The organism is Psychrobacter vallis (assembly GCF_904846715.1).
GTDB classification, from domain to species: Bacteria; Pseudomonadota; Gammaproteobacteria; order Pseudomonadales; family Moraxellaceae; genus Psychrobacter; species Psychrobacter vallis.
The window spans coordinates 1-26,930 of record NZ_CAJHBU010000022.1 but is presented as its reverse complement, the minus strand read 5'-3'; the positions used below and the strand labels follow the sequence as shown (position 1 = coordinate 26,930).

Sequence of the window (26,930 nt, the reverse complement as noted above, 5' to 3'; positions counted from 1 at the left end):
GATTATAATTTTAGTTAGGTGTCGCAAACTTTATGTAAACTACTTGCTTATTTTGGAATGTACTTTAATTAGAACATTTAAGTAATGGTATTATTTACTCATTTTTTGATGAATTTAAAATTAGTCTGACCTGCAAGTAACCAATGCTCAATACTTTCTGTTTTTTCATCTTCTTCAATAGATATGTAAAGTATCGCATCCAAAATATTTAGGTACTCTATTGCAGATTTAATCGTTTCATTAATAAAGTTAATAAATCGCTGATAGTCAGGTGGATAAATTAAATCTGTGTCTGAATCAAATACTCTATGTTTTCCGTTTGAATCAACAAAACTATTAATTGTGGTTTCTAATATCCAAATATTGTATAGAAACATAACTTCTGGATCGTTAGTTTTATGAAGTAGGTATCTGAGTTCTGGTTTCCATTCAATAGCCTTAGTCAGCAAGTCTATCTTAATATGACCAATAAACTTATTTCTTATATATTTTGCAAACTCGTACTCAACATACATTTCATTGAACATAGACGACAGGTTTCTGTGTTTACTATAAATAACTCGCATGGTACGTTCAAAATCTACGAGATTTGCAATAGATATTAAAGCTTGTTTAAGTAAGATAATGCTAGTCATATCTTTGAGATTATAACGTTCAAATTGTAGAAGTATTTCTAATAAATCTGATTTTATTAGTCTGGCTTTTATAAAATTTTCCATTTCTAGTGCGCACCGATAGTCAATTATAACTTCGTTATCGGTGCATGAAACGCACCCTACGTCATTCTTATTGAACTTACTTAAACAAAATTCACACGTTTACTTCCGATTCTGCCGTGTACGCTTTTTACGTAGACGTTTTTCTTCTTCTTTTGCTTTACGCTTCTCTTCTGCGGCGAGTCGCTGTTCTGCGACCACGATTTCTTCCGCTTCAATCATAGCAGGCGTCTCGAGCGTAATACGACCAATCTTAGCGCTACGCAGCTCATTAACGAGGATCTCAGACATCCGGTACGTATCGACTTGGTTGCCCGAACGTACGCAGCCGCGATTGCGCCCAGCCACTTCAAAGAACTCCCAGTCGGTCTTTGGTAGCTCTTCAATTTTGTAGCGAGTTTTTAACAGCTCAGGATAGGCTTGCATCAAATACTCAGCGGTATAACTGGCAACATCAGCGAAGTCAAAAGCCGTATCGCGGATACCACCTGTTGCTGCTAAGCGATAGCCAGAGTTTTCGTTTTCAACCTTTGGCCATAGCATGCCGGGTGTGTCATAGAGCATGATATCGTCGTCGAGCTTAATAAGCTGCTGAGACTTGGTCACGGCTGGCTCGTCGCCTGTTTTTGCTACGGCGCGCCCAGCTAACGTGTTAATCAATGTTGATTTACCGACGTTTGGAATACCCATAATCATGGCTTTGATTTGGCGACCAGTTCCGACTTTATTGGGGACGAGTTGTTTACAGATTGCGATGATACGCTTTACATCATTGGCTTTATCGGTATCGCAAGCAATCGCTTTGACACCATTTTGCTGCTCGAGATGATCCATCCATGCTTGGGTCAATTCAGGGTCAGCAAGATCGGCTTTGTTTAGGATTTTGATAACAGGTTTTTCGCCGCGTAAAGCCGCGACCATCGGGTTCTCACTACTATGAGGAATGCGCGCATCGATCACTTCGATGACTACATCCATTTGTGGCATGATTTCTTTGATTTCGTTGCGGGCTTTGTTCATGTGCCCGGGGAACCACTGAATACTTACTCTCTTATCCATCTGCTTTCGTAACCTTTTTATTCATAAAATTTAGTGCTAAAGATAGATCATGCTTTGATTTTAAACATATCTTTAGTCAATAGTGCCAGTTTACTACAGAACCTGCGTGCTCACGGCACAATTTCATCTAACCAGATGTGCGACTACTCTTGATACTGATCCGATACTTCCTCGCGTGCAGGTGGTAGTGGGGCAAGATATCCAATCAATAATATTAAACTACCCGCACCAAGGAAAGAAATGACCCGCCAAATCGCCTCGGTCTGTGACAAATCAACCAAGACCAGTTTCAACACGACAATGCCGAGCAGACCAATCCCCATAAACCACAGTGCGCGTTGCCAGTAGCGACTGGCGATGATGGTGGCGACTAATGCTAAGAGTGTCCATAAAATCGTCAGCCCAGTCTGCACTTGCTCACTTTGCCACGCGCCACCTTGAGAGCTGTCCCATAGCGGTGTACCAATAAACGCGTGTAGCGTTCTGACTAACATACTGGAGATCAACCAAAAGCTGATCAGTCCCAGTACAATCAGTAAATTATCTGTGGTAAATATTCGTTTGAATTTGAGGTCAGTATTTGATGGGCTTAGTTTATCATCATGTGGATTTTGGCTCATGTAATACAAGCCAAAACCAACCAATAGCGTTAGCCACGATGTGACATCATATAAGTTTAGTAGAGGAAAATAGGGCAGGCCCCAAATGACACCGTTATACGACCAGTTGGTCATGACGACCCAACACAAAGCCATCGGAGTAAAGATAGCGGCGCAACTTAATAGTGCACGCTGCCAATCAAACCAATGCAGTAAACCTTGATTTGGCTTTTCAGTCACTTGCGTATTTTGCTTGCGATTACTGCCAAAAGGATTATTAATAGAACGATAGCTAAACCACAATCCTGCCAATATCAAAACAGCTGGAATTAAGACAGCCATGACACCATCAGAGTCTGGAAGTCCGTAATGAGCAGCGGCAGCGATAAGCAAGATACCCGTGCCGAGCCAACTTGCCACAGCATAGCGTGACGTATTTTTATTATCTGACTGTGTCTTTAACCAGAGCTGACCGACAATCAACCAGCCGATTATCAAACCTATGAAAACAAACCATTCCGCTGTTGACCATGTTAAATTTAGCTCGAATTTTTGTGGTAATTGTAGTACCAGCATCAGATAAAATAGCCATAACAGTCCCTGACTGAGCTGTCTGATCTCTAGCCACGGGCGGTAACGATTGATAACCACCCAATAAGCACTTAAGCTAATAAGTGCCGCCAGCGCAACCAGTGTTGTCCTTGACTGCCAGATATCAAACCAATGACGCAAATCAAGCACCAGCACTTGCAGCATCCAAGCCATCGCGGTCAATGTTAAGAGTTTTATCACTCTAGGACTGTGCCAAACGAGTTTAAATGCGATACTTTGACTATCGATTGAGGTCAGCCATTGTCGCGCAGCTTGGGTGCTGATGCCCAGTGCATTGGCATAAGTGTCCAGCGCATCTGAGCTACTGTGCAATTCTGAGGCGTATAGGACAGAGGGTACTACGTCGCCATTTAATTTGTTCGTTAACACAGCAGGGGCGTTGCTAGCTCGTAGGATAAAGACGGTTGCTAGGTAGCTGATCGCTGAAATACTAAAGGCTAAAACAGGATAGTTTTCGTTATCAAATACCGCGTTCGTCACTAGCATACCGATACTGATGAGCTGTAAAAGTAGTCCAAACAATACCGACCAAGCGCGCAGTGAGCGCCTACCAAACCAGACCAACGCCAGTCCTTGCACCGACCAACCAAAAACAATCCATTCAGCGTCTAAAGCCAGCGGTATCACCAACGCTAAAAACCCAAAGCCGAGTGCCAGCATACCTTCCGTAATTAAGGCATAACGTTGGCTTCGCTGGACAAAAACCCAGCCCAACACAATATAAATAGTGGCCAAAATTGCACTGGTCACGGTTAAAGCATTAGGAACATCATCGAGTAAGGCGGCAAATAAACCAAAGGCCAGCAGCGGTACTGAAAACAATAATCCCGTATCAATAGGGAACAGATAAGTCGTCTGTTCATTGTCCAGAGTTTTTAGAGGATCTGTTTGGTCATTGGTGGAATGAGTGGTGTTAAATGCAGATTCATTGAACGTGTTGTAGCTAATGATTTGCTGCGCATAGCGAATGACGACAAATAGATAAAGGAGCAAATGTAGGGCAACCAACGTTACTAATAACCAGCGCTGTGACTCAATGACAATCGTCAAATCCTCACTCATGCCCCAATAGTAGGCCAGCCCAAATGTCACGGTCGCCCCAAATAAATTTAATATTTTCCAAGGACGATAATGAGCAATAATGGCAATCGTGACATTTAACAGCAGATAATAACTGAACAGGACGACCAAACTTCCCGTATCTTCACTGGTCAAAATAGGGGCAAAAAAACCACCCGACAACGCCAATAGTGCTAAGGGAAACGCATTTTGACGCACAGCAAGAGCAATGGTAATCGCAGACAATAAGCCAAGACTAATAAAGCTCGGTATACTCGGAATGATTTGGTAAACGCTATAAGCAAAAAAGGTGCTTAAGTAAGCAATGGCTAAACCCGTGCCTTGCAAGGTAATCCCATAAGAAAACCGTTTTGCTGTTAGCTTGAAGCCAAGTCCTGCCAATCCCAACCCTACAATGCCGATGGCCATAAGCTTTGCAGCAATCGAAATCTCAATATATTCGCTCAACAGACGTAGCAATAGCACCACACCCACCAGCAATACCAATACGCCGACACGTACGACTAAATTGCCACCGAAAAACCAATTTTTGATGGAATGAATCAGTGACGTGACGACAGGCAAAGAGCGCTCATCAGGCTCTATGGGCGCGTCTAGGCTTTTTGTAGTGGCAGTGGTTTCAGCATTGGTTTTCGTAATGATTAAAGAGCGGTCATCCACTGATGCCGTATCAGAGAGGTTTGATGGGAGATTTGCTAAAGGCGTAGATGGCAGTGATGGTGGCCACGGAGGTGACGTTTCCTCTGAAGATAGGCCATTGTTTTGTTGTTGCTCAAGCTCGACCTGTAGTTTGGTTATATCACGCCGCAATTGCCCGATCTGCCGATTTATCTTGGCATATAGTGCGACAACCGCGATCAATAAAGCCGTAAAAGCCAGCCAACCCAATTGGGTTATCAATAGATATAACATCTTCTCACTCAATCTAGCTCATAATAAAGTGATAATGACGTGATTTAAGCAGAAGTACAAGACAGGCTATGTCACTCTCACTGATTCAGCGAATGACTGGCAGCAATAAAAAAGAGGCCAGCTCAAATGTTTAGCTGACCTCTCATTGACTTCTCGTTTGCTTCAATTTTATAAAGCAATCTTTTCACATGCTTGGTTACAGCTTATGACAAGTTGGCTTTCATAAACTCCAGCATATTTTCCCAGCTCTGTTTGGCAGCGGCTTCGTTGTAGCCAAGGTCGGCATTATTTTCAGCGGCGCGCTCGTCTGCATGTGGATTGGTGAAACCGTGTTTGGCATTGTCATAGACATCAATCGTATAGTCGACGTCTGCTGCGTCTAGCTCTTTTTTGAGGCCTTCAATCGCGTCCATTGATACCATTGAGTCATCACGGCCATGAGCAACCAACACTTTGGCCTTGAAGTTTTTGTCAGCGGGCTGTTTTGGCGTTGGATTACCATGGAAGGTGGCGACTGCTTTTAATGGCATGCCTTCGCGCGCCATGTCTAGTACGACTTTACCGCCGAAGCAGTAACCGATGGCAGCTAGATTGTCACCATTGACGGCCAATTGGTCGCTAAAATCATTGAGAATCAAACGGCAGCGCGCCATTAGCATATCTTGATCAGCAAGTACTTGCTCCATCCACATGTTTGCCATCGCCGCATCGGTGGTCAGTTTGCCTTCGCCATAGACATCCATCGCAACGGCGGCATAACCTGCTTCAGCCAAACGCTCGACGACTGATTTGGGATGGTCAACCACGCCCCACCATTCTGGCGCGACCAAAATACCAGCCACGGGATTGTCATCCGAAGCGTTTTCTGGCAGTGCCACATAGCTGATAAGCTCAACATTGTTCTCGGTTGTACTGATTAATTCAAAAGTCTTAATTGACATATTATTGTCCTTTTTTATGTTGTGAGTTTTAGTTTTCTATATTTATCATTGTTCGTGTTTCTGACTTTTACTACCTTAACGCCCATGCTCAGCAAAAACAGCTATAATACTGTAACGCTCTTTATCAAAATGCTACTGCACCTTTATGACTATAAATTTGTTAAACAAAAATGATGACAACTCAGACTTGTACTCAGACCATGATACATCTGTTACGCCTGAGCAATCTGTGACGTTGTTCCCTGAGACCACCGCAGCCAATCCATTGCGCCCCCAATTTTGGTCACACTTTGCGTTAACAGAATTAAATCATAGCGAGTGGGAAGCGTTATGCGATGGCTGCGGCAGTTGCTGCTTAATTAAGTACATCGACGAAGATGAGCATGGCGATGTGGATGAAGAACTGGTCGAATATACTGATGTCACTTGCCAGCTGATGGATTGTGCGACGGGATACTGCCAGCATTATGCGACGCGCCAAGAGCATGTGCCAGATTGTATTCAGCTGACTATTAACAATTTGCCAAACATGATGTGGCTGCCTGCGCATTGTGCTTATAAGCGTTTGTATAAAGGACAGAGTTTACCAAGTTGGCATCTGTTATTGACTGGGGATGCCGTGGTGACGCAGCAACAAATGCGCGCTGCCAATGTTGGCGTGGCTGGACGCTGCGTGAGCGAGACGGGCATGAGTGATGAAGAGATGGAAACGCGCGTAGTCAATTGGGTAAAGCCTTAAATAGTTTCAATTTTTACCTTTTTATACGCTTTACCCTTTTACACAATATTATTCAGCTACATGAGATGCGGATTCGGCCTGTGCTTCGGCATCTGCTTTTGAGTGAGCCAATGCTGGCATCGGAATATCTTGGCGAATTTGCTGAGAAAATGCCTGACCATTCATACCAGATGCTACGTCGATTTGATTGTTAAACTCTCTCACTTTTGGGTTGATATGCGTGCGCTCGTACCACGTGTCCATTGACCACTGCTGACCATTCTGCTCTGGATTGGCATTGAGCATACCGACATCATATAGATAATTTGGTAGCCAGCCCGATACCCAAATCCGATAGTCCCATGGCAAACGATCACCACTGACGATACGCGCCATATAAAAGATGATATTGGTACAGTTACTGAGCAATGTGTTGTACCACGCAGGCGCTGTATTCAAGTCATCGGCAGCGGTCAAGTATGATTCAAACAGTGATCTAACCTCATGCTGTTGTAGATTGCTGACGGGGAACAGATAAACCTGCTCACCGCGTGCATTACTGCGGGTGTAGATAATATCGCGCTCTTCTGCGGCAATCAGGCTCAGCTCATAACGTCTAAAGAACCCAGCAAGGGCAGAAAACGACTCGTTCTCTTCTTTACGAATTTCAAATGAAAAGGCAAGTGGTCTATCGTCTTCAAAGCGAAAACTGACCAAGGTGTGAGCAATTAGGGGCCCCATCCAATAAGAGTTGGTGACATCGACCCCAGATAATTTGGACAAATCGACAGTACGCGTTTCCCAGCGCTCGGTGGCGTCCTTGTCTGTGTGCCAATCAAAATTACGGACATGGGTCAGCGTAATCAAATCAGGGTTGGTCGCATCACGCTCATACGCAACCTGCTGACTCACCTCAGCCATCCAGTTACGCTCTTGCTGTGGCTCGATAGCAAAAAACCAACCAAGCCCAGTGAGCCAAACCGCTGCATACATGCCTGTCAGCCATTTAACATGGGTGAGTTTTCTGTTAGAGAGGTTGTTATTATTAGTACTGTTAGAGCCAATATGAGAAATTGTATTTTCAGTCGATTTATCAGTCGCTTTATTGTCCAATTTAGCAAAAAATTCAGGCAAATAGCGAACCGCAAACAGCGCAGACAATAATCCTACAACCACTATTATTGTCAGCCAAGTGATGGGGCTAAATACCCCAAAGTGATAGCAAATGGCCATCAGTAACCAAACAGCAGACAGTATCAGCACCTTTGCAATAAAGGCTTGGATAATACAGCGTCGCCATCTGGGCGGTGGGCGGTTTGCAGCAGGTGTTTTATTTTTTATGCCGTGACGGTTCAAGCCTTTATCTGCATGATGGCTTGAATGAGAAGAAAACAGGCGAGAAAACAAAGAACGTAGCGACATAAGAATCGTTTTGATAGATAAAGGCTTTGACCATAGCAAAATTTATAACACACTGACAGTACAATTTGAGTGAATTTGTCGTTGAATGTCGGTGACCCATGCGATAAAGTGAAGCTGATTTATATGGGTTTATTTATGACTTAATCATAAACACCTGTTTTATTTGCTGCTTTTGTCCCCATCTAAGTTTTCTGTGTTGTTTGCTTATTATTTTCATTGTCATTAACTAAGTTGTTATTAACTAAAGAGGTTAAACCATACCACCATGTCTGACGACGCTCCTAGCCCGAGTAGTTGGTCGATGCGCGGCTTAAAACGCTGGCTATCGACCGCTCCCGAAACCCGTGATGAACTGATTCGTTTGGTACAAGACTCGCGCCAATTCTTAGAGCCTGATACCGTTGATATGTTAGAAGGCGTGCTCGATCTACCAGCGACCCAAGTGCGCGAAATCATGACACCACGTCCGCAAGTAATTGGCTTGCACGAAAGTACCAGCCTTGCTGAAGTGATGGATATCATTCTTGAGACCACCCACTCGCGCTATCCTGTATTTGACAGTCAGGACGATGATGCCGTCATCGGTATCTTGCTGGCAAAAGATTTGATTCCTATCCTTGTCCATATGGTGCGTGACCAAGAGGACAAAATTGATAGCAAACGTCTTAGAGATTTGGTGCGTCAGCCGCTATACATTAGCGAGACGGCACGCTCTGATACATTATTACGTTCATTGCAGCGGACGCAAGTACACATGGCGATTGTCGTCGACGAATTTGGTAACTTTGGCGGTGTGGTCACGATGGAGGACCTGCTCGAAGAAATCGTCGGTGACATCGTCGATGAACATGATGATTTTGATGAAGACAGCGATATAAATAATATCATTGCTGATCCCGACAAACCAAACACATGGCGCGTCCAAGCCTCAACAGTGATTGAGGATTGTAATGATGAACTTGGTAGCCATTTTGATGATACCGATGTCGATACTATGGGCGGTTTGGTCATGCAGTCGCTTGGCTATGTAGGTGATCTAGAAGGTGAGAGCGTCGTGATAGATGATTGGAAAATCACCATAACTGATGTTGAAGGGCGTTTTATCCAAAACTTAGAGCTCACCAAAATGAATGTAGATCAAAAAATATTGATAGGCAGTCATTGATTCGTCGATACTATTTTTCTAACTGATTAATAGATCTTTACAGCTGATGAATAGATTTAAAAAACACGATTGCGGTCGTGTTTTTTTTATTTTGGCCATTGGGATTTTGCTACGCAATTTTACCCATTGATAAGATTAGGCTGGTATCATGGGCGAATTTTATTTTTATACCAAACCCAAAAAATACGCTTAGCGGGGTCAAACTCGTTTAGCCTACCATGTGTAGTACTTGCATTTTTTTGCTACTCTGATTTTCGGGATTGGGATTGAATACGATATAAAAGATGATACGGTTCGCTTTGGCTTGGCTTTTGCCTGAATACTGAAGCTTTAACATTTTGGGAAATATAGTCTTGGATACCTGCTATGCGTCTGTCTACTGTTGATTTGCAAAAACGTCTAAACCCCGCTAAGCCAAAGGGTTTACCTATGGCGCTGACTTTACTCATTGCTTTGCTGGCTGGCGCTGTCTTTGTGTTTGCACTTGCGCCTTATGATTTTTGGCCATTAGCATTGGTATCACCGGCTATTTTATATGCGTTACTGATGCCTGAGATGAGTGGCAAACGCGCCTTTCTTATTGGTCAGTCTTATGGTACAGGGCTGTGGTGTGTGGGCGCATTTTGGTTATATACCTCTATCCATGTCTATGGTAATACGCCCGCATGGCTTGCCCTGATTATGATTGCCTTGATGGGTCTGGGCATGGGGTTGTTCCACGGCTTTTTGGCCTTACTCTTTAATCGCGTGGTCGGTAAGCAGCCATTATCGTTTGCGGCTCTCTGGATTTTACAAGAGTGGATGAAAACGTGGCTATTTACTGGTTTTCCGTGGTTGTTCGTGGGTTACGCTTTCACTGAGCAGTATTGGTTATCTTCACTAGCACCTGTCGCTGGCGTCTTTGCCGTCTCCTTTGTTGCCGTGTTATTGGCTGCCAGTGTGGTTGAGCTGTTACGCCGCCGCAGCGGTTATATGATTCCTGCGCTGGCTTTGTTGGTCATTAGCTCTGCGTTATGGCTGATCAATCCGCAATGGACGAAGCCCAAAGGCACGCCTGATTTGTCCGTGTCGTTGATCCAAGGTAATATTCCTCAAGATTTGAAGTGGCTCACTGAGTATCAAATAGAAACGCTAAAAATCTATGCAACCTTAACCAGTACAGAGTGGGGACGGGACATCATCCTATGGCCTGAGTCATCGATTCCGATGTTCCAGACGGAAGCGGTTGGTTTTATCAATGAAATGGTCAAAATGGCCAAAGAAACTGACACCACTTGGGTGACGGGTATTCCTTATAAGGATGAGGCAGCGTTTAATGCCAGTACGGATAAATATCCACCGTTTTACAACAGTGTGATTGCCTTGGGCGCACAAGCAGAAGGACTGTATAAAAAACAACGTCTGGTGCCGTTTGGTGAGTATATTCCTTTCGAAGGGGTGCTAGACATTCTACCAAACCTAGCGGGTAGCCAAGACATCATGAGTTATAGCCGTGGTAGTGATGAGCAGTCACCGCTGCGTGTGCGAGGCCACAATCTAGGTGCTGCCATCTGTTATGAAGTGGCGTATCCAGATACCACTCGGAAGAATGCGATTGGTACGGATTTTTTACTGACTATTTCTAACGATGCTTGGTTTGGCACGTCCGCAGGTCCGTTGCAACATCTACAAATGGTGCAAATGCGCGCGCTCGAAAATGGCCGCTGGTTTATGCGAGCCACCAATACGGGTGTAACGGCTATCATTGACCATAAAGGCCGCATCGTCGAGCGTGCACCGCAGTTTGAGCGTACGGTATTACGCGGTGATATTCAGGCACGGGTTGGTAATACCCCTTTTATGCGTTTTGGCAATTATCCTATCTTGTTCGTCATGGCGTTGTTGCTTATTTTGAGCTATTTTGGCAAGCGTACGGTGAGATCAGCACGTTTGGGTAAACAGGTAAAATAAGCTGTGAGTATCTATCATAAAAGCCGATATAGTGAGTTCAATATAAAAACGATATACCAGTTCAACACGCCCTAGTAAAAATTGTCGATAATAAATCCTTTAAATACTTAAGGGTTTTAACAAATCGGTATAAATTGCGATATAATAGGCCAATATTTCAAATATTTTGTGCAAGGTGGATCAGGTATGTCAGAAGGTATCGTCAATAATAATCCAAAGAAAGAGCTGTTGTTTACTCTAGGCGGCATTGTCTTGTTTTTAGGTATTGTCTTACTTATTGGTGTTTCTGCATTTTTGCGTCCAGCAGGCGAACATATCACTGCTGAGACGACCGAAGCATCGGCTGCGGCTGATGAAGCAGAAGTCATTGCCGCCGAAGATACGGCACCAGCCGATTCTGAAGCAGCACCCGCAGATGCAGATACTGCTGCCGTAGCGACTGATATTGCTGCAGATGCGACCGTCACCCCAGCCACAGATGCTGATACTGATAATAGTGCCGTGGTTGCCGCCCTAGCTGGCACAGCAACGGCCTCTGGTACTGTTAGCCAAGCTGCGGTTGCTGATACGGATTTAACCGCTGAGCAAGCGGATGGTGATTTAGATGCAGGTGATGCTGCCGATGATACAGCAGTTGCTCAATAACGTTATGATGAAGTTATTGTTCATGACAGTGCGCTTGTCGTTTAAACACTTAAATTTTTCATAAAGCGAGAACCTGCTGCTTTGTTTAAAGCTTGAGTATGATCGTGTTATGACCATGATGTCAAAAAACTCGCTTCCAGTGATGGGAGCGAGTTTTTTTGTGGGTATTTGTGTAATCATTACCAAACTTTTTCTTTACTTGCTTATAACCAAGTGAAACAATAATGCGCCTATACGACCGCTCGTCGCTATAAGTAGGGGTTTGGTCATCAATACAGTGGTCTTTAAAGGAATAAAGTTATGAATACAGAAGCAAAATCAGAGGCTAGTGCGGCTGAGCTGGAAGCACTAGACAATGGTTTTATGGGACATCCCAAGCCATTACGTTCGCTGTTTTTTACTGAAATGTGGGAACGGTTCTCTTATTATAGTATTCGTCCGCTATTAGTACTCTTTATGGTTGCGACAGTTGGTAGCGGCGGTTTTGGCTTTGACGAAGTAACCGCTTCGGCTATCTACGGTATTTTTGCGGGTTCATTGTATTTAGCCGCTGTACCGGGTGGGTGGTTGGCAGATAACTGGCTCGGTCAAGAACGTGCCTTGTGGTGGGGTAGTATCATCATTGCTCTTGGTCACTTGTGTATTGCGTTATCCGCTATGTTTGGCATGACGCTATTTTTTGTTGGTTTAATATGTATTGTACTGGGTTCAGGATTGTTTAAAACCTGTATTTCAGTCATGGTTGGTGCCTTGTATCCTAGAGGTGATGTGCGCCGTGATGGCGGTTTTACTTTGTTTTATATGGGTATCAATATTGGGGCACTATTGGCCGCGCTTATCGTTGGGATATTTAAAGAAAAGGGCATGTGGCACGCAGGCTTTGGTGTCGGTGGTTTGGGTATGCTGGTATCTCTATTGATCTACCGTTTTTCCGCACAAAAGAATTTAACGCGTTATGCACAAGCCAAAGGTATCACTGCCGAGTGGGAGCACGCCAATGACCGTTATAAAAACGTTGGTCGTTGGGTCACAGGATTTGTGGCGTTACTGGCAGCACTCGTGCTGTTGGTATCAAGCGGTATGGTCTCGTTCAACCCGCAGATGGTTGCGGAGTATATGACCTATATCATCGCCGCCGTAGTTATTCTATATTTTGCTATTATGTTTATCTCACCGCGCTTAGATAAGACAGATAAATTGCGCTTGCTTATTTGCTTTATTCTTATCATTGGCTCGACGCTATTTTGGTCAAGTTTTGAGCAGCAGCCCACGTCGTTTAACTTATTTGCCGATCGCTATACCGATCTAAATGTCTTAGGTTTTGAGATACCAAGTATTTGGTTCCAGTCATTGAATCCTTTGTTTATTTTAATATTGGCTCCTATTGTGAGTATCATTTGGGTCAAGCTTGGTAATCGAGGTCTTGAACCGAGCAGTATGGCAAAGTTTGCGCTTGGTATGCTACTCGCGGCCGCAGGCTTTACGCTGATGATTTTTGCCTCAAAAAGCATTTTGGGCAGCGATGGTGGTTTGGCTTCACCTTTATGGTTGGTAGGCAGTCTATTATTGCTGACGCTGGGTGAATTAGCGCTCAGTCCGGTTGGTCTGTCTTCTATGACGAAACTTGCGCCAACAGGCATGCAAGGCCAGATGATGGGGCTGTTCTTTGCTTCTATTGCAATGGGTAATTTGGTCGCGGCTTTTTTTGGTGGTCATGTCTCAGCCGACAAAATCGAAGGCTTACCGACACTGTTTACTACCATGACGATCTTTTTGGTTGTGACCGCTGTCATCCTATTGGTATTAGCAAAACCTATCAATAATATGCTGAAAAAAAGCGAACAGGCGGATCAAGTCAGTTAATGAATAGTGCTTTTGGTCAGTCGTTAGGTATGTGTACGGCATAAGACACTGACAAATGATAAGACGTGTTACCATGACTGGTAGCGCGTTTTATTATTTTGCTTGGTGAGAGTTTTCTTTGAAATCATTGAAAGCTGTATTTCTGCCCAAACATCTAATGATGTTCTACTACAATAATATCAATCCTAATTTGTCATGTTCAAATAAGACGACTATCCATAGTCGCCTCACCGTTCTATTTTTTAGTGCTATTTTCCAAAATAAATAAGGAAACCTCTTATGAACAAACAAACCATCCATGATCGTATCGATAGACTGCGTCAGACTCTGGCTGCACAAGACCTAACGGCAATTATCGTACCGTCTGCAGATCCGCATTTGTCCGAATACCTACCAGAGTATTGGCAGGCAAGACTTTGGTTGTCAGGGTTTACGGGCTCAGTGGGTACGTTGGTCGCGACAGCGGACTTTGCAGGTCTGTGGACGGACAGCCGTTATTGGGTACATGCCGCTGACCAGCTAGAGGGTACAGGTATCAGTTTGGAGAAGCTTGCCCCCGGTCAGCCGAACCATATTGATTGGTTGGCTGAGCATTTACAAGAAGGTGATAGCGTGGCCATCGATGGCAATGTCCTGTCTATCGCTGAGCAAGATCGACTGTTAAATGCGTTTGATGCAACTGATATTACCTTAATCACTGAGCGTGATGTACTGACAGAGATATGGACGGATCGTCCAGCGCTACCAGTTGCCAAATTATATCCCCATGATGAACAGTTTCTTTCGCAATCAGCCACATCGAAACTTGCAGCGGTGCGTGCCGGTATGGCAGAAGCAGGAGCAACGCATCATTTACTGTCGAGCTTAGATGACATCGCTTGGTTGACTAACTTGCGCGGTGCTGATGTTGATTACAATCCAGTATTTTTGGCGCACATGCTGATTAGTGCAGACAGGGCGACCTTGTTTGTCGATAGTAATAAAGTCGGTGCTGACGTTGCCAAAAGCTTACATGACAGCGGTATCACGCTTGCTGCTTACGAGTCTGTACAAGAAGCATTGGCTGCGCTGACACCAGCAGACTTGCTATTATTAGATCCAAGTAAAGTGGCAGTGGGTACGCTATCAAAAATGGTCGATGATGTGGGCTTTATCGAACAAATGGCGCCAAGTACGTTGCTTAAATCTGTGAAATCTGAGGCGGATATCGACCATGTTCGTGAAGCCATGCGTCAAGACGGGGCGGCTTTATGTGAGTTTTTTGCCACGTTTGAGCAACGTCTTGATAATGGTGAGCGTTTGAGTGAGTTGGATGTGGATAGCATGCTCATCGAAGTACGGAGCCAGCAACCGCATTATGTGTCGCCAAGTTTTCCAACCATCGCAGGGTTTAATGAAAATGGCGCATTGCCACATTACCGTGCGACGCCAGAAAAATTTAGTTACCTTGATGTGAATGAAGGTGAAGGCGGGTTATTGCTGATTGATTCAGGCGCGCAGTATCAAAATGGCACGACTGACATCACGCGTGTGGTCGGAATCGGACACGTAAATGGCGAGCACAAACGTGACTTTACCACGGTACTAAAAGCGCATATTGCCTTGGCGCGTGCTCATTTCCCTGATGGTATCGCGTCGCCATTAATTGATGCGATTTGCCGTGCGCCACTGTGGCAAGCCCAGATGGATTATGGTCATGGTACTGGTCACGGTGTTGGCTATTTCTTGAACGTGCATGAAGGCCCACAAGTCATTGCTTATAGTGCCAGTACTCCAAAAGAGCGCGCCATGAAAGCTGGCATGATTTCTAGTAATGAGCCAGGTCTATACCGTGAGGGAAAATGGGGCATTCGTATCGAAAACTTGGTCGTCAATACGCGAGTAGCCAGCCCTACGGAGACAGAGTTTGGTGATTTCTTACATTTTGAAACCATCACTTACTGCCCAATTGATACGCGTTTGATTGAACCGTCATTGTTAGATCAAGTAGAGATTGACTGGCTCAATGAGTATCATCGCCAAGTTTATGCAGAGCTAAAAGATCGCGTTGATGGCGCAGCATTTGAGTGGCTAACTGAACGTACAAAAGCCATCTAATTCAAACTGATCTAAGCCAAACCGATTTTCTTTTAAGCCCAACTAAAAAGCCCCGTTCATTAAGGAACGGGGCTTTTTAGTATGTATTTTTTATTGTCTAAAGGTTTAACAATTTTTTAGTCCAATTGTATAGTCAGTGAAAAGTAATATCGATACATCACGCCCTGCTGCTATCAATTTTTTGAAGCCTCTGGCAGCAACGGCACAGCAAGCAAGAAAAATTGATAGCAGCAGTACCGTAGCGTTTTTAGGGCATTTTGACTACAGTATTAAAGAGTCGCTAATGACTAATGACTATTTTTCTTAGTGACTTCTTCATTAGCTGCTGATGCATTTTTTTCGTTTAAATGCTGAGTCATCTCGGCACGTAACCAAGACTTTAAGTTTTCAGACATCAGCATCATCTGATCGCTTAGATAATCATCAATCTGCATTTCTAATTCACGGATTAATTCTTGATGAGTGGCACTTAATTTTGCATCTTTTACGGCCAAGCTGATCGCTGCACTGGCTTTAGCATTGATCGCTGTAATACTGTGATCATTTTTAATGTTTTTATCATTGTGAGTACTGTCAACACTACTATTGCCAACAGTATTGGCATGTTCGCTAATGGTTTTATTGTCAGAGCTGCTTTCGACAGAAGTGCTTTCAGAATCGGCTTTTGCGGCACTATTATTTGCGGTACTATTAATAATAGTAGAGCTATCCGCATTTATCTTATCAATAGCGGCACCTGCTTCATCGCCGTTGTTTTTCTCCCTGACTGGCTGTGCCTCTTGCTCTTGTTTTTTCTGCGCAGCTTCTGTTTCTGCATGAAGTCTGGCTTCTTCTAACTTAGCTTTTTCTTTGCGCTTATCATCCTCTACTGCCTGTCTTTTTTGTTCTTCTAAACGCTGTTTTTCGGCCGCCGCTTGATCTTGCGCGTGTTTGTCAGCGATGGCTTTAGCAATCGCTTGTTCGGCTTCATGATTTTCATAAAGTTCATCGACATGAGCGTCTAAATCATGAGTGTTAAACACAAAGCTTTCAAATGGCGTGTCATTTTGCAATAGGGTGGTGATGTCTTTTAGCTCTTGGGTGATGGCAGCGCGAATAGGTTCGGGCGCACACGTCCAGCGCTGGTAAAACTGATGAGAAAATGAGTAGCTTGACATGGTATCGTCCATAAATGTTCCAAAAATTACCCCTTATCATACGCAAGTACGATAAGGGGCTGCAAGTGGACAAACGTAGCAAATCTGACACCAACGTTACAACGACTTGCGTTGCAAATTTTTATAGGTTAATGGCTGATAGGCCAGCGCGCAAATATCAATGAGCCATTGGTACCGCCAAAGCCAAAGCTATTGGATGCGGCATACTGTAGATTGTCAACTTTACGCGATTGGTTGGCCACATAATCGAGGTTACAGTTGTCCTCAACATTGTCCAAGTTAATGGTTGGTGGCACATGTTGATGCTGTAGGGCGAGTACGGTAAATATGGCTTCAACACCACCCGCAGCACCCAGCAAATGGCCCGTCATAGATTTGGTTGAACTCACCAATATACTGTCTTTTACTGGTGCAAACACGGTTTCAATGGCAATCGATTCAGCAACATCACCCGCTGGTGTGCTTGTGCCGTGTGCGTTGACATAACCAACAGCGGAAGGATCGATACCCGCATCAGTCAAGGCATTGCGCATAGCTCTGGCTGCCCCGTTACCGTCTTCTGGGGGTGAGGTAATGTGACTGGCATCATCGCTCATACCAAAGCCGACCAGTTCAGCAAGTATCGTGGCACCGCGCGCTTTGGCATGGGCGAGACTCTCTAAAACTACCATGCCAGCACCATCACCAAGCACAAAACCGTCACGGTCTTTATCAAAGGGTCGTGATGCTTTGCTTGGTTCATCATTACGAGTCGACAGCGCATGCATGGCACCAAAACCTGCCATACCAAGTGGACTTGAGCCTTTTTCACTGCCACCAGCTAGCATGACATCAGCATCACCATAAGCAATTAACCTAGCTGCCAAACCCATAGCGTGGGTAGCGGTGGTACAAGCCGTTGATGTGGCGAGATTCGGGCCTTTTAACGTGTGCTTGATGGCGACCAATCCAGCAGCCATATTGACGATAGAGCCTGGAATGATAAAGGGAGATACTTTGGTAGCGCCTTTTTCACGTAGCATGTCGCGACTGCTTTCGATGGTCTGAATACCGCCAATACCTGACCCTAAGATAATGCCAAAACGCTCTTGATCTACCCCTTTTACAGGGGCATCAGCAGCACTTACTTCATCGATAAATCCGGCGTCTTTTAACGCCATGGCAGAAGCCGCAATACCATAATGAATAAAATCATCATAGCGGCGTGCGTCTTTGGCACTCATATATTGCTTGGCATCGAAGTCTTTGACGACGCCTGCAATTTGCGCACGGTAGTTCGCAGCATCAAAGTGGGTAATGGTGGCAATGCCGCTATCACCATTAAGTAGGCTTGCCCATGAGCTATCTACGTCTAGACCAAGCGGGGTAATGGCGCCCATACCTGTGACTACCACTCGCATATCATCAGTGCGTTCGTAGTGTGGTGGCTTATGACGCATTTTATGGTTCGGTGCAGCGGCAGTATCGTTTGCAGCTTGCGCGGTGGATGAACTGTCGTGTTGGCTCATGCGATATATCCTGTACTTACGAGTCCTAAGAGGAGGGTATTTCAAAATTCATTATAAAACACATAGGTGCACGTATGTAAACTAAAATTTGACCAATCAGGCAAAACACACTTGCCCCAATACCACGCCTTTACTTGCCCCCGTCACCGCTGGCAAGTTACCCGATTCACCCATCAAGGTTTGTCTTGCTAGCCATGCAAATGCGACCGCTTCCACCCAAGTGGGATCAAGTCCCAAACTCGCCGTAGTCTGTACGGTGCAATGAGGTAGATGCGCTTGCAAACGCTTGATAAGATAATTATTCATCGCACCGCCACCGCAAACATAGACAGCATCAGATTCTTGTGTATCATTACTTAAAAATGGTTTGATTTGTGTACTGGCACTGACAGCCGTCAGCTCAGTTAAAGTGGCTTGCACATCTGCTGATGAGTAGCGCACATAGACAGACGCTTGATCGAATTTTTGTAGCTCATCCTGTAACCATGCTAGATTAAAATCTTCACGGCCTGTACTTTTAGGATAAGGCCGAGCAAAAAACGGATGTTCTAGAAGTTGATTTAGTAGTGGCTCGACGACTTGCCCTGACTCTGCCCATGCACCACCAGCATCGTAATCCTTATCGGTGTGCAATGCCGTCCACGCATCTAATAATAAATTGGCAGGGCCTGTGTCATAACCAACGATATCATTTGCTGGCTGATGATTCGAGTCTTCATGAGCGATGGCTGGCAAGACCGTTATATTGGCAATACCACCCAAATTTAATAACACACGCGTGTTATCAGCTGTGGCAAATAGTGCTTGATGAAATGCTGGTACTAATGGCGCACCTTGCCCACCGACCGCCATATCACGGCGTCTGAAATCACTGACGACACTGATACCAGTACGCTCAGCAATAATATTGGCATCGACCAACTGTAAGCTAAAGCCCATCTGCGGACGATGGCGGACGGTTTGCCCATGACAGCCAATGGCTAAAACCGCCTCGACATCTGTATTTGCTTGCTGCAATAAGGTATTGACCACGTCGCTGGCAAACTCAGCATACTCACGACTTGCCCAACCGAACCAGTCCAACTCACTACTGGGTTCATCCGCTTCTGGTGTTAATTCATCCACACCATTGGGCTGGCAAAGTGCCAATAAAACCTCACGTAACCGTGTTGGGAAGTCTTGACTGTATGTCGCAAGCAAGCGCATGGGTTGCTGCGTCTCGTTTTTACTATCAATCTTGTCATTAAACTGACAAAGCACCGCATCCATTCCGTCCAAGCTCGTCCCTGACATCATACCGATATACAAGCCATCGTCGAAGTTTTCAAACACGGTTTGTTCGAGCGCCTCGGTCAGGGTTTCGTAATTTAAGTCGTCATTATTATTTAAATAAGCATCTAAGTAATCGTCTGACGGGTTATCTAATTCATTATTTAAACTTAAATCTGTATGAGTGTTATCAGGAGTATCAGTCATTGATGCGGGGTTGGTCATGGCAATTTACCTTAAAAAACGCTAGTATATCTGCCAAATTCTAACATTTTTTGACGGCTACGCGATTTTAAATAGCCCACATGCTTTTACCCCTTAATAAAGACGATAAAGAGATCATCATGACCACTCAAACCTACACGCTAGAAGAACAGCTTGCCCTTATCCAGCGCGGGACGCAAGAAATCCTGTCTGAAGATGATTTAATTACCAAGCTTAAACTCAATCGTCCGCTACGTATCAAGGCAGGTTTTGATCCGACTGCTCCCGACTTGCACTTGGGTCATACAGTTTTGATTAATAAGCTCAAGCATTTTCAAGATTTGGGTCATGAGATTTATTTTTTAATCGGCGATTATACTGCCAAGATTGGCGATCCTTCTGGTAAAAACTCTACCCGTCCGCCATTGACTGATGAGCAAATCAAAGCCAATGCGACCACTTATGCTGAACAAGTCTTTAAAATCTTGGATAAAGAAAAAACGCGCGTGGTGTTTAACTCCGAATGGTTTAACGATATGTCAGCCGCTGATATGATTCAGCTTGCCAGCCAACAGACGGTCTCGCGTATGCTTGAGCGTGATGATTTTTCTAAACGTTATGCGTCGCAAACGCCCATTTCTATCCACGAGTTTCTTTATCCATTGGTGCAGGGCTATGATTCTATCGCGCTAAAAGCCGATGTCGAGCTTGGTGGTACTGATCAGACTTTTAATTTATTAATGGGACGTACACTGCAAGGTCGTTACGGCCAAGAGTCGCAAGTTTGTATCACCGTGCCAATCTTAGAAGGGCTGGACGGCGTCAATAAAATGTCTAAATCCTTAAATAACTACGTCGCAATTCATGATGCACCAGGCACGATGTACCAAAAACTTCTATCGATGCCAGATACTTTAATTCGTCGTTATTTTGAGTTGTTGAGCTTTAAACCCATGGAAGAAGTCGAAGTCTTAATGGCAGAGATGGAAAGTGGTCGTAATCCACAAGAGATCAAACGTATTCTTGCCGAAGAACTCATTGAGCGTTTTCATGATGCTGATGCCGCTGCCAATGCACACAAATCAGCAGGTAATGTGTTAGCCGACGGCGAGTTGCCTGTTGATTTACCAGAAGTGACGTTAACGCTTGAGGATAGTCAAGAGTCCTTGTTTATCACACAGATATTAAACCAAGCAGGTTTGACTAAGAACAGTGCTGCGGCAAAAGACATGCTAAAACGTAATGCGGTAAAAGTAGATGGCGAAGAAGTCAATGCAGGTTTTAGTTTAACGTCAGGTCAGACAGTCGTCATTCAAGCAGGCAAAAAGGCTTATGCAAAAGTGACGGTGGGTTGATATATGGTCAGGTCAATATAGAAAAGGATTAGCGAGACTGGAGTAAATTTTTCGCAGCATCTGTCTGCGCAGGCACAGCAAGCAAGAAAAATTTGTACCAGTCTCGCATCGTGATATTGTCTATTTATGTTGTTTAGTATCGACTATAGCGTCCAATATAAAAAGTAAAAATAAGGTCGGCATGTATCGCCGATCTTATTTATTTGCTATATGAAAATATGAAAAATTAGAGTTGAATATGATAAAAAAATCCATTCCCCAAGGCATTTATCGCCATTATAAAGGCAGCCTTTATCAAGTGTTGCATACGGCAACCCATTCAGAGACCGAAGAGTCGTTAGTCGTGTATCGTTGTCTTTATGGTGAATATGGCGTTTGGGTGCGACCTTTAAGCATGTTTGCTGAAACGGTCACGGTTGATGGTAAAGAAATACCACGATTTGAATTGATTCAAACGTTGGCTGATTAGTGCTAAGTTTTTGGTAAATAGATCGAGCAAATAAAAAAGCGACTTTTGGAGTCGCTTTTTTATTCAGTTTAGAAACTAAGCTTCCAAAAAATCCTTTAATACCTTATAAAACCTAATAGGCTCATCCAGCGGCACCGCATGACCTGAGCGTGGCAATACAACTTCGCGAGCATTGGGAAGCATCTGCGTGATTTTTTGCTGCCATTTGGGATCATATAATTCTGAGCGACCACCGATCAGACTGACCACTGGAATGGTCACATCTGCGATGATGGGACGAAAATCATAGGGCAATGCCAAATAGGCTTGTAGGCAGCGCATTTTATGTTGCCACGTGCTGTGGTCATAAAATACCAATTTATGATCATGTTGATGAGTCAATATTTGTACGATGGCCTTGGAGCGCGTACGATTCACGGATAATAAGGAAAACAAACGTTCGACATCCGTCACGCGACGTTTGAGAGCAAAAGGCAAGTGCGTAAAGCTATTGAGATTAGCATACGGCAGTGTCATGTCTACTACCTCATGAAAGATATCAAACATCTCTTGTTGCTGTTTTCCAAACAGCCCACCTTGCCAATCCACTTGATTATGAATCACAGGGCTTTGATCTATGTTCATATAGCGACTGACTCGTGATATGCCAAAATGCTCAAAATACGACCACATGACTAGTGCACCCATCGAAATCGCGGCAACGGGCAAAGACTCTATGTCACGAGTCATACAAATTTCCTCAATCACGGCGTGAATATCATCGGCATACTGACGTACAAAATCAAACTGGGTAAGATTGATGTCTTTTGCTGCGCCAAATCCTCGAAAATGCGGTAAGTAAAACTCATACTTATCTATTAACGGTAGAATAAAAGGTAAAAACTCACGTGCATCCATTCCATAGGCGTGTAGCATTATGACGGGTTTACCGTTGCCAATGACAGATACTGGCAATAGCGTACCATCAGCCAGTGCCATATTTAGCGTCTGTAATTGATAATGCCTTGGTAGAAAAAGGAGGTTTGTTTTCATAAGGTGATATCGCTTTGGTTTATCGATCTATAGTGATGTTAGTATAAAAATTTATACCAGTTCCACGTTGGAATATCATGTATCTGTTTTCTTGAGAATCGACCTATCTTGGGCAAAATATATCATGGCAAAAGTATCTATACTATGAGTGAAAGACTGTTATATTAAAACAGTCACATGACCATAGTATAGAAGTTGGCTGATGGTACAAATAGTGGTTGTGATATTTGATGACTGACAAGGATATCAGCGCATGAATCAATCGACATTACCATTACTTGATAGCAGCTTGTATCCACAAGTTTGGCAGCAGCAGACGTTTATCACTCCGCAAACACTCTTAAAGGCGATGCTCACGACTGACCTTATTCCAGATGCGCCTGCTTTTACCCAGCAGCTACTAACAAATGACACATATCAAGAATGGGTTAATAGCACCGTATTTGGACGTTACCTTCATCGTAATTTTACGGCGTTTTATCAGCAAACAGAAGACAGCTTTAACACGAATATGCCTACCTTATTTCGGCAAGAATTAATGCGTCACGCTCAGTATTTACCATTGGAGCAGACAGTATTTTTTGCAGGAGACTTACCCAAAAGCATTCGGCAAACCAAGATTTTAGTCACAACCGTCAATCCCGCCACCGCGATCATTAATGCCCAGAAAATAGCTGAAAACATAAAAATATCTCATTCAGCGACTATTGTGAATCATGTAAAAATCGTCGGCAAACAAGTATTGGGATTTCCAATACGCCACAATAAACGCACTAGCGAGCGCCTGCGTAATGAAGTACTGATTTTAGATTTTCAGGACTTGCGTTTGGTCAATGAGCTCACAATTGAAGACATAAAAAAAAGCAACATAGATCACGCTATATTGCTTCGGTTTTATGAGTTACGTTAATGAGACAGAGTGATATAGTCTGTTCGATTTAAAAAGATCAAGAGATTGCTGGGATGAATTGTTCGAAGCATCTGTCTGCAACGGCACAGCAAGCGAGGACAATTTATACCAGCAGAACTCTCGTTTTGCGTCACTCGTTTATTTTTAACTGACTATAGATGAAATTAAAGTCTAAGAATCTTTCTTAGCAACCGTCAAACCATTATAGGTTTGCGCCACTGGCATCACTTCCAAGCGATTGATGTTGACATGAGCAGGCGATTCGATAAGCCATAACAAAATATCACCAATATCTTCGCCCGTCATGGTTTTGAAGCCATCATAAACTTTTGCGGCTTTGGCATCGTCACCATGATAACGCACGTTGGAGAACTCCGTACCTGCTACAACGCCTGGCTCAAGGTTAGTAACGCGCACTTGTGTACCAATCAGATCCGCGCGCAAGTTTAAGCTGAACTGTTTTACAAAAGCTTTGGTCGCGCCATAGACGTTACCACCAAAGTATGGCCAGCTGCCCGCAATCGAACCCACATTTATGATATAACCGCTGTCGCGTGCTACCATCGCTGGCAAGACGGCATGAGTAAGTGCCATTAGACCTTTGACGTTGGTATCCGTCATGCGCATCCAGTCATCAAGATTGGCCTTGTGCGCAGGCTCTGTACCGAGTGCCAGTCCTGCATTATTGACTAATACATCGATTTGCTTAAAGCCATCAGGCAGATTGGCAATGATTTGCGGGATAGAGTCGGTGTCACTCACATCCATAACCACCGGCAAAAAATTCTCACCCAAAGTCTCTGCCAACGCATTAAGTTTATCGATGCGTCTCGCACAGCCAATGACACGGTGACCTTTTGCGACCAAACGTTCAGCCAGTGCTTTACCAAAACCGGCACTAGCACCTGTAATCAATACGTTCATTGTCTGTCCTTATCGTTGAGGCTGTATATTCATACCAGTTCAGCATTGAAATATAATGTATCTGTTTGATTTAAAATCGACCATGTCACCTGAAATACTGCTAGGGCGTGTCCTCATTTAGATGATTATCGATTGAATTGAGGACACGCCCTAGATTGACAGCTACTTATTTAATAATTGCTTGCCAAAGATTTTATCACCCGCATCACCAAGACCTGGAATGATATAACCATGCTCATCCAAATGACTGTCTAGCGCGGCGGTATAAATAGTCACGTCAGGATGTGCTTCATTGACCAAACGTACGCCTTCTGGTGCGGCAACCAAAACCAATGCTTTAATGTTAGTACAGCCATTTTTTTTCAGCATCTCAATGGTTGCTACCATGGAGCCACCAGTCGCTAGCATTGGGTCAATAATAAGTGCTGGGCGTTTGTCCATGTGACTGACGAACTTTTCAAAGAAAGGTACTGGTTGCAATGTTTGTTCATCACGCTGTAGACCGACGACAGAGATTTTTGCGGTAGGAATCAAATCGAGTACTCCATCCAACATGCCAATACCAGCACGTAAAATCGGTACAATCGTCGCCGTCTTACCGATGATTTGCTCACCAGTGATTTCACCACACCAGCCTTCCATTGGGAAGGTTTCAATTTCGAAATCACGGCTCGCTTCATACGCCATCAAGCGCGCAAGCTCTTTGGTCAGCGTCCGAAATTTGTAAGTACTACAATCTTTTTCGCGCATTAGGCTGAGTTTATGACGGACTAGTGGATGATCGATTACTGTAATTTTTAGACCGCTATTTAAGTCACTCATAAGAATTCTCTTGATTTTTGGGCTGATGCTTGCGCAGTTATTGCGGTTGCTATTAGTATAAAAGATACAAACACTTACTGCACTTTAACGCTATGTTTAGCCTATCAATAGTAAGCTTAATGCTTTGATACTAAAGTAAGCCAAATGCATTTATAACCAGATTGGTCTTATTTAATTTAATTGTATTTGGCCATAGTCAGGTCAATATAAAAAAGAGTCAGCAGGACTTGGATAACTTTTTTGTAGCCTCTGTCGGCGTAGGCACAGCAAGCAAAATTTGCACCAGTCCCGCACCATAATATTGTGTATCCATTTTATTCAATATTGACTATAGATAGCGTCATTCAAGTAAAGCAGTGTTTAGGCCTGCTATGATACCAAAAAAACCCCTTTTCTGATGAAGAATATCATGACCATACAACCAGCCAATGCCAAAAACAACGCGAACCAAGCGGATAATCAGTTGATATTGTCCGAAACGAGAGCCGCCGCAGTAGAAACGCATCCTTTCCCACCAGTGTTACCGCCAAATGCCACCGTGATGATGATGGGAACGTTTCCACCGACTGCTGATAAATGGGCGATGTCCTTTCACTATCCTAACTTTTACAATGATATGTGGCGTATTTATGGACGCGTGTTTTTTGACGATGACGATTATTTTAGAGTAAGGGATGAAGAGCGTTTTGATCCTGAGCGTATTCGCAACTTTATGTTTGAGCGTGGCATCGCCTCTTGTCCCACTGTCAAGCAAGCCATTCGGGAGACGGGCAACGCCTCTGATAAAAACTTAACCGTAGTGACATCGGTTGATTTAGATAATATTTTGCCGCAAGTGCCAAAGGTACAGACATTGTTTACCACGGGCGGCAAAGCAACAGAAGTGTTAATGAGTTTGCTCGTTACACCACCAGCCAAATCTAAATACCCTAAGACCAATCAAAGTATGGCATATCCTTATCAATGGCAAAATGCAGACAGTCATCAAACCACTGATGTAAACGATTTAACCTTATATAGATTGCCGTCTACCTCACGCGCTTATCCGTTAGCGTTAGACAAAAAAGTCGCAGCCTATAAGGAATTCTTTAAAAAAATAGGTAAGTTATAGTGAGTTCAGTATAAAAACGAGTAACAGGGACTGGAATAAATTTTTTGCCGCCTCTGTCGGCGTAGGCACAGCAAGCCAGAAAATTATATTCCAGTTTAGCGTTGGAATATAATAGTTCTATTTTATTTAGAGTCGACTATATAGAAGAGAAAATCGACGTTAATAAACCCAAATACGCAATAAATCACTACGTTTAAAAATAAATCCAAACATAAAAAATAGCTAACTCATTGAAAGGTAGTTAGTATTTTTCATTAACCGAAATAAACTGATAAATCTGCAAAATCATTCCTTGACCCCTCTTTAAAACCGAGTATAATGCGTCCCAGTCGGAAGGGAAGGCGGGTTGGATAAGTAGTTTACTACTTTATTCAAACTGACCAACTAGCG

General features: G+C 43.9%; 22 protein-coding genes. 10 read left to right on the top strand and 12 right to left on the bottom strand.

Going from position 1 to position 26,930, the window contains the following annotated elements:
- Positions 1-98 precede the first annotated feature (98 nt).
- The 4 genes from JMY02_RS11920 to JMY02_RS11905 form a co-directional block, all read right to left on the bottom strand.
- Entirely contained in the window at positions 99-719 is a 621-nt protein-coding gene (locus JMY02_RS11920; protein ID WP_201598595.1) for a hypothetical protein, read from the bottom strand.
- Positions 720-818: 99 nt separating this feature from the next.
- The gene (gene ylqF / locus JMY02_RS11915) at positions 819-1,775 is read right to left on the bottom strand and encodes a ribosome biogenesis GTPase YlqF (RefSeq protein ID WP_201598594.1); all 957 of its coding nucleotides are present in this window, start codon (positions 1,773-1,775) and stop codon (positions 819-821) included.
- Positions 1,776-1,918: 143 nt separating this feature from the next.
- Positions 1,919-4,978, bottom strand: a complete 3,060-nt coding sequence (locus JMY02_RS11910) for a DUF2339 domain-containing protein (protein WP_201598637.1) — start codon at positions 4,976-4,978, stop codon at positions 1,919-1,921.
- Between the two features lie 203 nt (positions 4,979-5,181).
- Positions 5,182-5,919: a dienelactone hydrolase family protein gene (locus tag JMY02_RS11905; RefSeq protein WP_201598592.1), complete on the bottom strand. Its 738-nt coding sequence runs from the start codon at positions 5,917-5,919 to the stop codon at positions 5,182-5,184.
- Positions 5,920-6,154: 235 nt separating this feature from the next.
- Here JMY02_RS11905 and JMY02_RS11900 point away from each other — a divergent pair, with 235 nt between their 5' ends.
- Positions 6,155-6,658 (top strand): YcgN family cysteine cluster protein, encoded by a 504-nt coding sequence (locus JMY02_RS11900; protein ID WP_406947763.1) that lies wholly within the window; start codon positions 6,155-6,157, stop codon positions 6,656-6,658.
- Between the two features lie 48 nt (positions 6,659-6,706).
- Here the strand turns inward: JMY02_RS11900 and JMY02_RS11895 are convergent, their stop codons facing one another.
- On the bottom strand, positions 6,707-8,059 hold the full coding sequence (locus JMY02_RS11895) for an Lnb N-terminal periplasmic domain-containing protein (RefSeq protein WP_201598588.1): 1,353 nt from the start codon (positions 8,057-8,059) through the stop codon (positions 6,707-6,709).
- 265 nt (positions 8,060-8,324) lie between these two features.
- On the opposite strand from JMY02_RS11895, the gene JMY02_RS11890 reads away from it, so the two are divergent.
- Positions 8,325-9,224 carry a CBS domain-containing protein gene (locus JMY02_RS11890; RefSeq protein ID WP_201598586.1) on the top strand — a complete coding sequence of 300 codons (900 nt, stop codon included), beginning with the start codon at positions 8,325-8,327 and terminating at the stop codon, positions 9,222-9,224.
- Positions 9,225-9,432: 208 nt separating this feature from the next.
- Here JMY02_RS11890 and JMY02_RS13730 read toward each other — a convergent pair whose 3' ends face one another.
- The gene (locus JMY02_RS13730; RefSeq protein ID WP_265087973.1) at positions 9,433-9,561 is read right to left on the bottom strand and encodes a hypothetical protein; all 129 of its coding nucleotides are present in this window, start codon (positions 9,559-9,561) and stop codon (positions 9,433-9,435) included.
- A gap of 29 nt (positions 9,562-9,590) precedes the next feature.
- Between JMY02_RS13730 and lnt the strand changes: the two genes are divergently transcribed.
- From lnt to JMY02_RS11870, 4 genes are all read left to right on the top strand, one after another.
- On the top strand, positions 9,591-11,174 hold the full coding sequence (gene lnt / locus JMY02_RS11885; RefSeq protein WP_201598583.1) for an apolipoprotein N-acyltransferase: 1,584 nt from the start codon (positions 9,591-9,593) through the stop codon (positions 11,172-11,174).
- Between the two features lie 186 nt (positions 11,175-11,360).
- Complete coding sequence (locus tag JMY02_RS11880) at positions 11,361-11,819, top strand: hypothetical protein (protein ID WP_201598582.1); 459 nt, start codon at positions 11,361-11,363, stop codon at positions 11,817-11,819.
- A 300-nt stretch (positions 11,820-12,119) separates the two neighbouring features.
- Positions 12,120-13,682 carry a peptide MFS transporter gene (locus JMY02_RS11875; protein WP_201598580.1) on the top strand — a complete coding sequence of 521 codons (1,563 nt, stop codon included), beginning with the start codon at positions 12,120-12,122 and terminating at the stop codon, positions 13,680-13,682.
- A gap of 279 nt (positions 13,683-13,961) precedes the next feature.
- Positions 13,962-15,779: an aminopeptidase P family protein gene (locus tag JMY02_RS11870; RefSeq protein ID WP_201598578.1), complete on the top strand. Its 1,818-nt coding sequence runs from the start codon at positions 13,962-13,964 to the stop codon at positions 15,777-15,779.
- Positions 15,780-16,066: 287 nt separating this feature from the next.
- Here the strand turns inward: JMY02_RS11870 and JMY02_RS11865 are convergent, their stop codons facing one another.
- The 3 genes from JMY02_RS11865 to JMY02_RS11855 all read right to left on the bottom strand — a co-directional run bounded on the left by JMY02_RS11865 (position 16,067) and on the right by JMY02_RS11855 (position 19,938).
- The gene (locus JMY02_RS11865; protein ID WP_201598576.1) at positions 16,067-16,948 is read right to left on the bottom strand and encodes a cell envelope integrity protein TolA; all 882 of its coding nucleotides are present in this window, start codon (positions 16,946-16,948) and stop codon (positions 16,067-16,069) included.
- A gap of 116 nt (positions 16,949-17,064) precedes the next feature.
- Positions 17,065-18,375 (bottom strand): beta-ketoacyl-ACP synthase II, encoded by a 1,311-nt coding sequence (fabF, locus tag JMY02_RS11860; protein WP_227678507.1) that lies wholly within the window; start codon positions 18,373-18,375, stop codon positions 17,065-17,067.
- A gap of 165 nt (positions 18,376-18,540) precedes the next feature.
- A complete protein-coding gene (locus JMY02_RS11855) occupies positions 18,541-19,938 on the bottom strand; it encodes an anhydro-N-acetylmuramic acid kinase (RefSeq protein ID WP_201598564.1) in 1,398 nt (465 codons plus the stop codon).
- A 119-nt stretch (positions 19,939-20,057) separates the two neighbouring features.
- Between JMY02_RS11855 and tyrS the strand changes: the two genes are divergently transcribed.
- Positions 20,058-21,272 (top strand): tyrosine--tRNA ligase, encoded by a 1,215-nt coding sequence (gene tyrS, locus JMY02_RS11850; protein WP_201598563.1) that lies wholly within the window; start codon positions 20,058-20,060, stop codon positions 21,270-21,272.
- 238 nt (positions 21,273-21,510) lie between these two features.
- Positions 21,511-21,741, top strand: a complete 231-nt coding sequence (locus tag JMY02_RS11845) for a DUF1653 domain-containing protein (protein ID WP_201598561.1) — start codon at positions 21,511-21,513, stop codon at positions 21,739-21,741.
- Positions 21,742-21,816: 75 nt separating this feature from the next.
- On the opposite strand, the gene JMY02_RS11840 is transcribed toward JMY02_RS11845, so the two are convergent.
- Entirely contained in the window at positions 21,817-22,773 is a 957-nt protein-coding gene (locus tag JMY02_RS11840) for an alpha/beta fold hydrolase (RefSeq protein ID WP_201598559.1), read from the bottom strand.
- Positions 22,774-23,026: 253 nt separating this feature from the next.
- Between JMY02_RS11840 and JMY02_RS11835 the strand changes: the two genes are divergently transcribed.
- A complete protein-coding gene (locus JMY02_RS11835) occupies positions 23,027-23,683 on the top strand; it encodes a hypothetical protein (RefSeq protein ID WP_201598557.1) in 657 nt (218 codons plus the stop codon).
- 171 nt (positions 23,684-23,854) lie between these two features.
- Here JMY02_RS11835 and JMY02_RS11830 read toward each other — a convergent pair whose 3' ends face one another.
- Entirely contained in the window at positions 23,855-24,607 is a 753-nt protein-coding gene (locus tag JMY02_RS11830) for an SDR family NAD(P)-dependent oxidoreductase (RefSeq protein ID WP_201598555.1), read from the bottom strand.
- 162 nt (positions 24,608-24,769) lie between these two features.
- On the bottom strand, positions 24,770-25,429 hold the full coding sequence (upp, locus tag JMY02_RS11825) for a uracil phosphoribosyltransferase (RefSeq protein WP_201598550.1): 660 nt from the start codon (positions 25,427-25,429) through the stop codon (positions 24,770-24,772).
- Between the two features lie 409 nt (positions 25,430-25,838).
- Between upp and JMY02_RS11820 the strand changes: the two genes are divergently transcribed.
- The gene (locus JMY02_RS11820; protein WP_201598549.1) at positions 25,839-26,540 is read left to right on the top strand and encodes a DNA glycosylase; all 702 of its coding nucleotides are present in this window, start codon (positions 25,839-25,841) and stop codon (positions 26,538-26,540) included.
- Positions 26,541-26,930 lie beyond the last annotated feature (390 nt).

Excerpts from the sequence above, each read along its gene's own strand:
- JMY02_RS11920 (WP_201598595.1), bottom strand. The coding sequence starts at position 719 with ATGGAAAATTTTATAAAAGCCAGACTAATAAAATCAGATTTATTAGAA.
- ylqF (WP_201598594.1), bottom strand. The coding sequence starts at position 1,775 with ATGGATAAGAGAGTAAGTATTCAGTGGTTCCCCGGGCACATGAACAAA.
- JMY02_RS11910 (WP_201598637.1), bottom strand. The coding sequence starts at position 4,978 with ATGTTATATCTATTGATAACCCAATTGGGTTGGCTGGCTTTTACGGCT.
- JMY02_RS11905 (WP_201598592.1), bottom strand. The coding sequence starts at position 5,919 with ATGTCAATTAAGACTTTTGAATTAATCAGTACAACCGAGAACAATGTT.
- JMY02_RS11895 (WP_201598588.1), bottom strand. The coding sequence starts at position 8,059 with ATGTCGCTACGTTCTTTGTTTTCTCGCCTGTTTTCTTCTCATTCAAGC.
- JMY02_RS11890 (WP_201598586.1), top strand. The coding sequence starts at position 8,325 with ATGTCTGACGACGCTCCTAGCCCGAGTAGTTGGTCGATGCGCGGCTTA.
- JMY02_RS13730 (WP_265087973.1), bottom strand. The coding sequence starts at position 9,561 with ATGTTAAAGCTTCAGTATTCAGGCAAAAGCCAAGCCAAAGCGAACCGT.
- lnt (WP_201598583.1), top strand. The coding sequence starts at position 9,591 with ATGCGTCTGTCTACTGTTGATTTGCAAAAACGTCTAAACCCCGCTAAG.
- JMY02_RS11880 (WP_201598582.1), top strand. The coding sequence starts at position 11,361 with ATGTCAGAAGGTATCGTCAATAATAATCCAAAGAAAGAGCTGTTGTTT.
- JMY02_RS11875 (WP_201598580.1), top strand. The coding sequence starts at position 12,120 with ATGAATACAGAAGCAAAATCAGAGGCTAGTGCGGCTGAGCTGGAAGCA.
- JMY02_RS11870 (WP_201598578.1), top strand. The coding sequence starts at position 13,962 with ATGAACAAACAAACCATCCATGATCGTATCGATAGACTGCGTCAGACT.
- JMY02_RS11865 (WP_201598576.1), bottom strand. The coding sequence starts at position 16,948 with ATGGACGATACCATGTCAAGCTACTCATTTTCTCATCAGTTTTACCAG.
- fabF (WP_227678507.1), bottom strand. The coding sequence starts at position 18,375 with ATGCGTCATAAGCCACCACACTACGAACGCACTGATGATATGCGAGTG.
- JMY02_RS11855 (WP_201598564.1), bottom strand. The coding sequence starts at position 19,938 with ATGACCAACCCCGCATCAATGACTGATACTCCTGATAACACTCATACA.
- tyrS (WP_201598563.1), top strand. The coding sequence starts at position 20,058 with ATGACCACTCAAACCTACACGCTAGAAGAACAGCTTGCCCTTATCCAG.
- JMY02_RS11845 (WP_201598561.1), top strand. The coding sequence starts at position 21,511 with ATGATAAAAAAATCCATTCCCCAAGGCATTTATCGCCATTATAAAGGC.
- JMY02_RS11840 (WP_201598559.1), bottom strand. The coding sequence starts at position 22,773 with ATGAAAACAAACCTCCTTTTTCTACCAAGGCATTATCAATTACAGACG.
- JMY02_RS11835 (WP_201598557.1), top strand. The coding sequence starts at position 23,027 with ATGAATCAATCGACATTACCATTACTTGATAGCAGCTTGTATCCACAA.
- JMY02_RS11830 (WP_201598555.1), bottom strand. The coding sequence starts at position 24,607 with ATGAACGTATTGATTACAGGTGCTAGTGCCGGTTTTGGTAAAGCACTG.
- upp (WP_201598550.1), bottom strand. The coding sequence starts at position 25,429 with ATGAGTGACTTAAATAGCGGTCTAAAAATTACAGTAATCGATCATCCA.
- JMY02_RS11820 (WP_201598549.1), top strand. The coding sequence starts at position 25,839 with ATGACCATACAACCAGCCAATGCCAAAAACAACGCGAACCAAGCGGAT.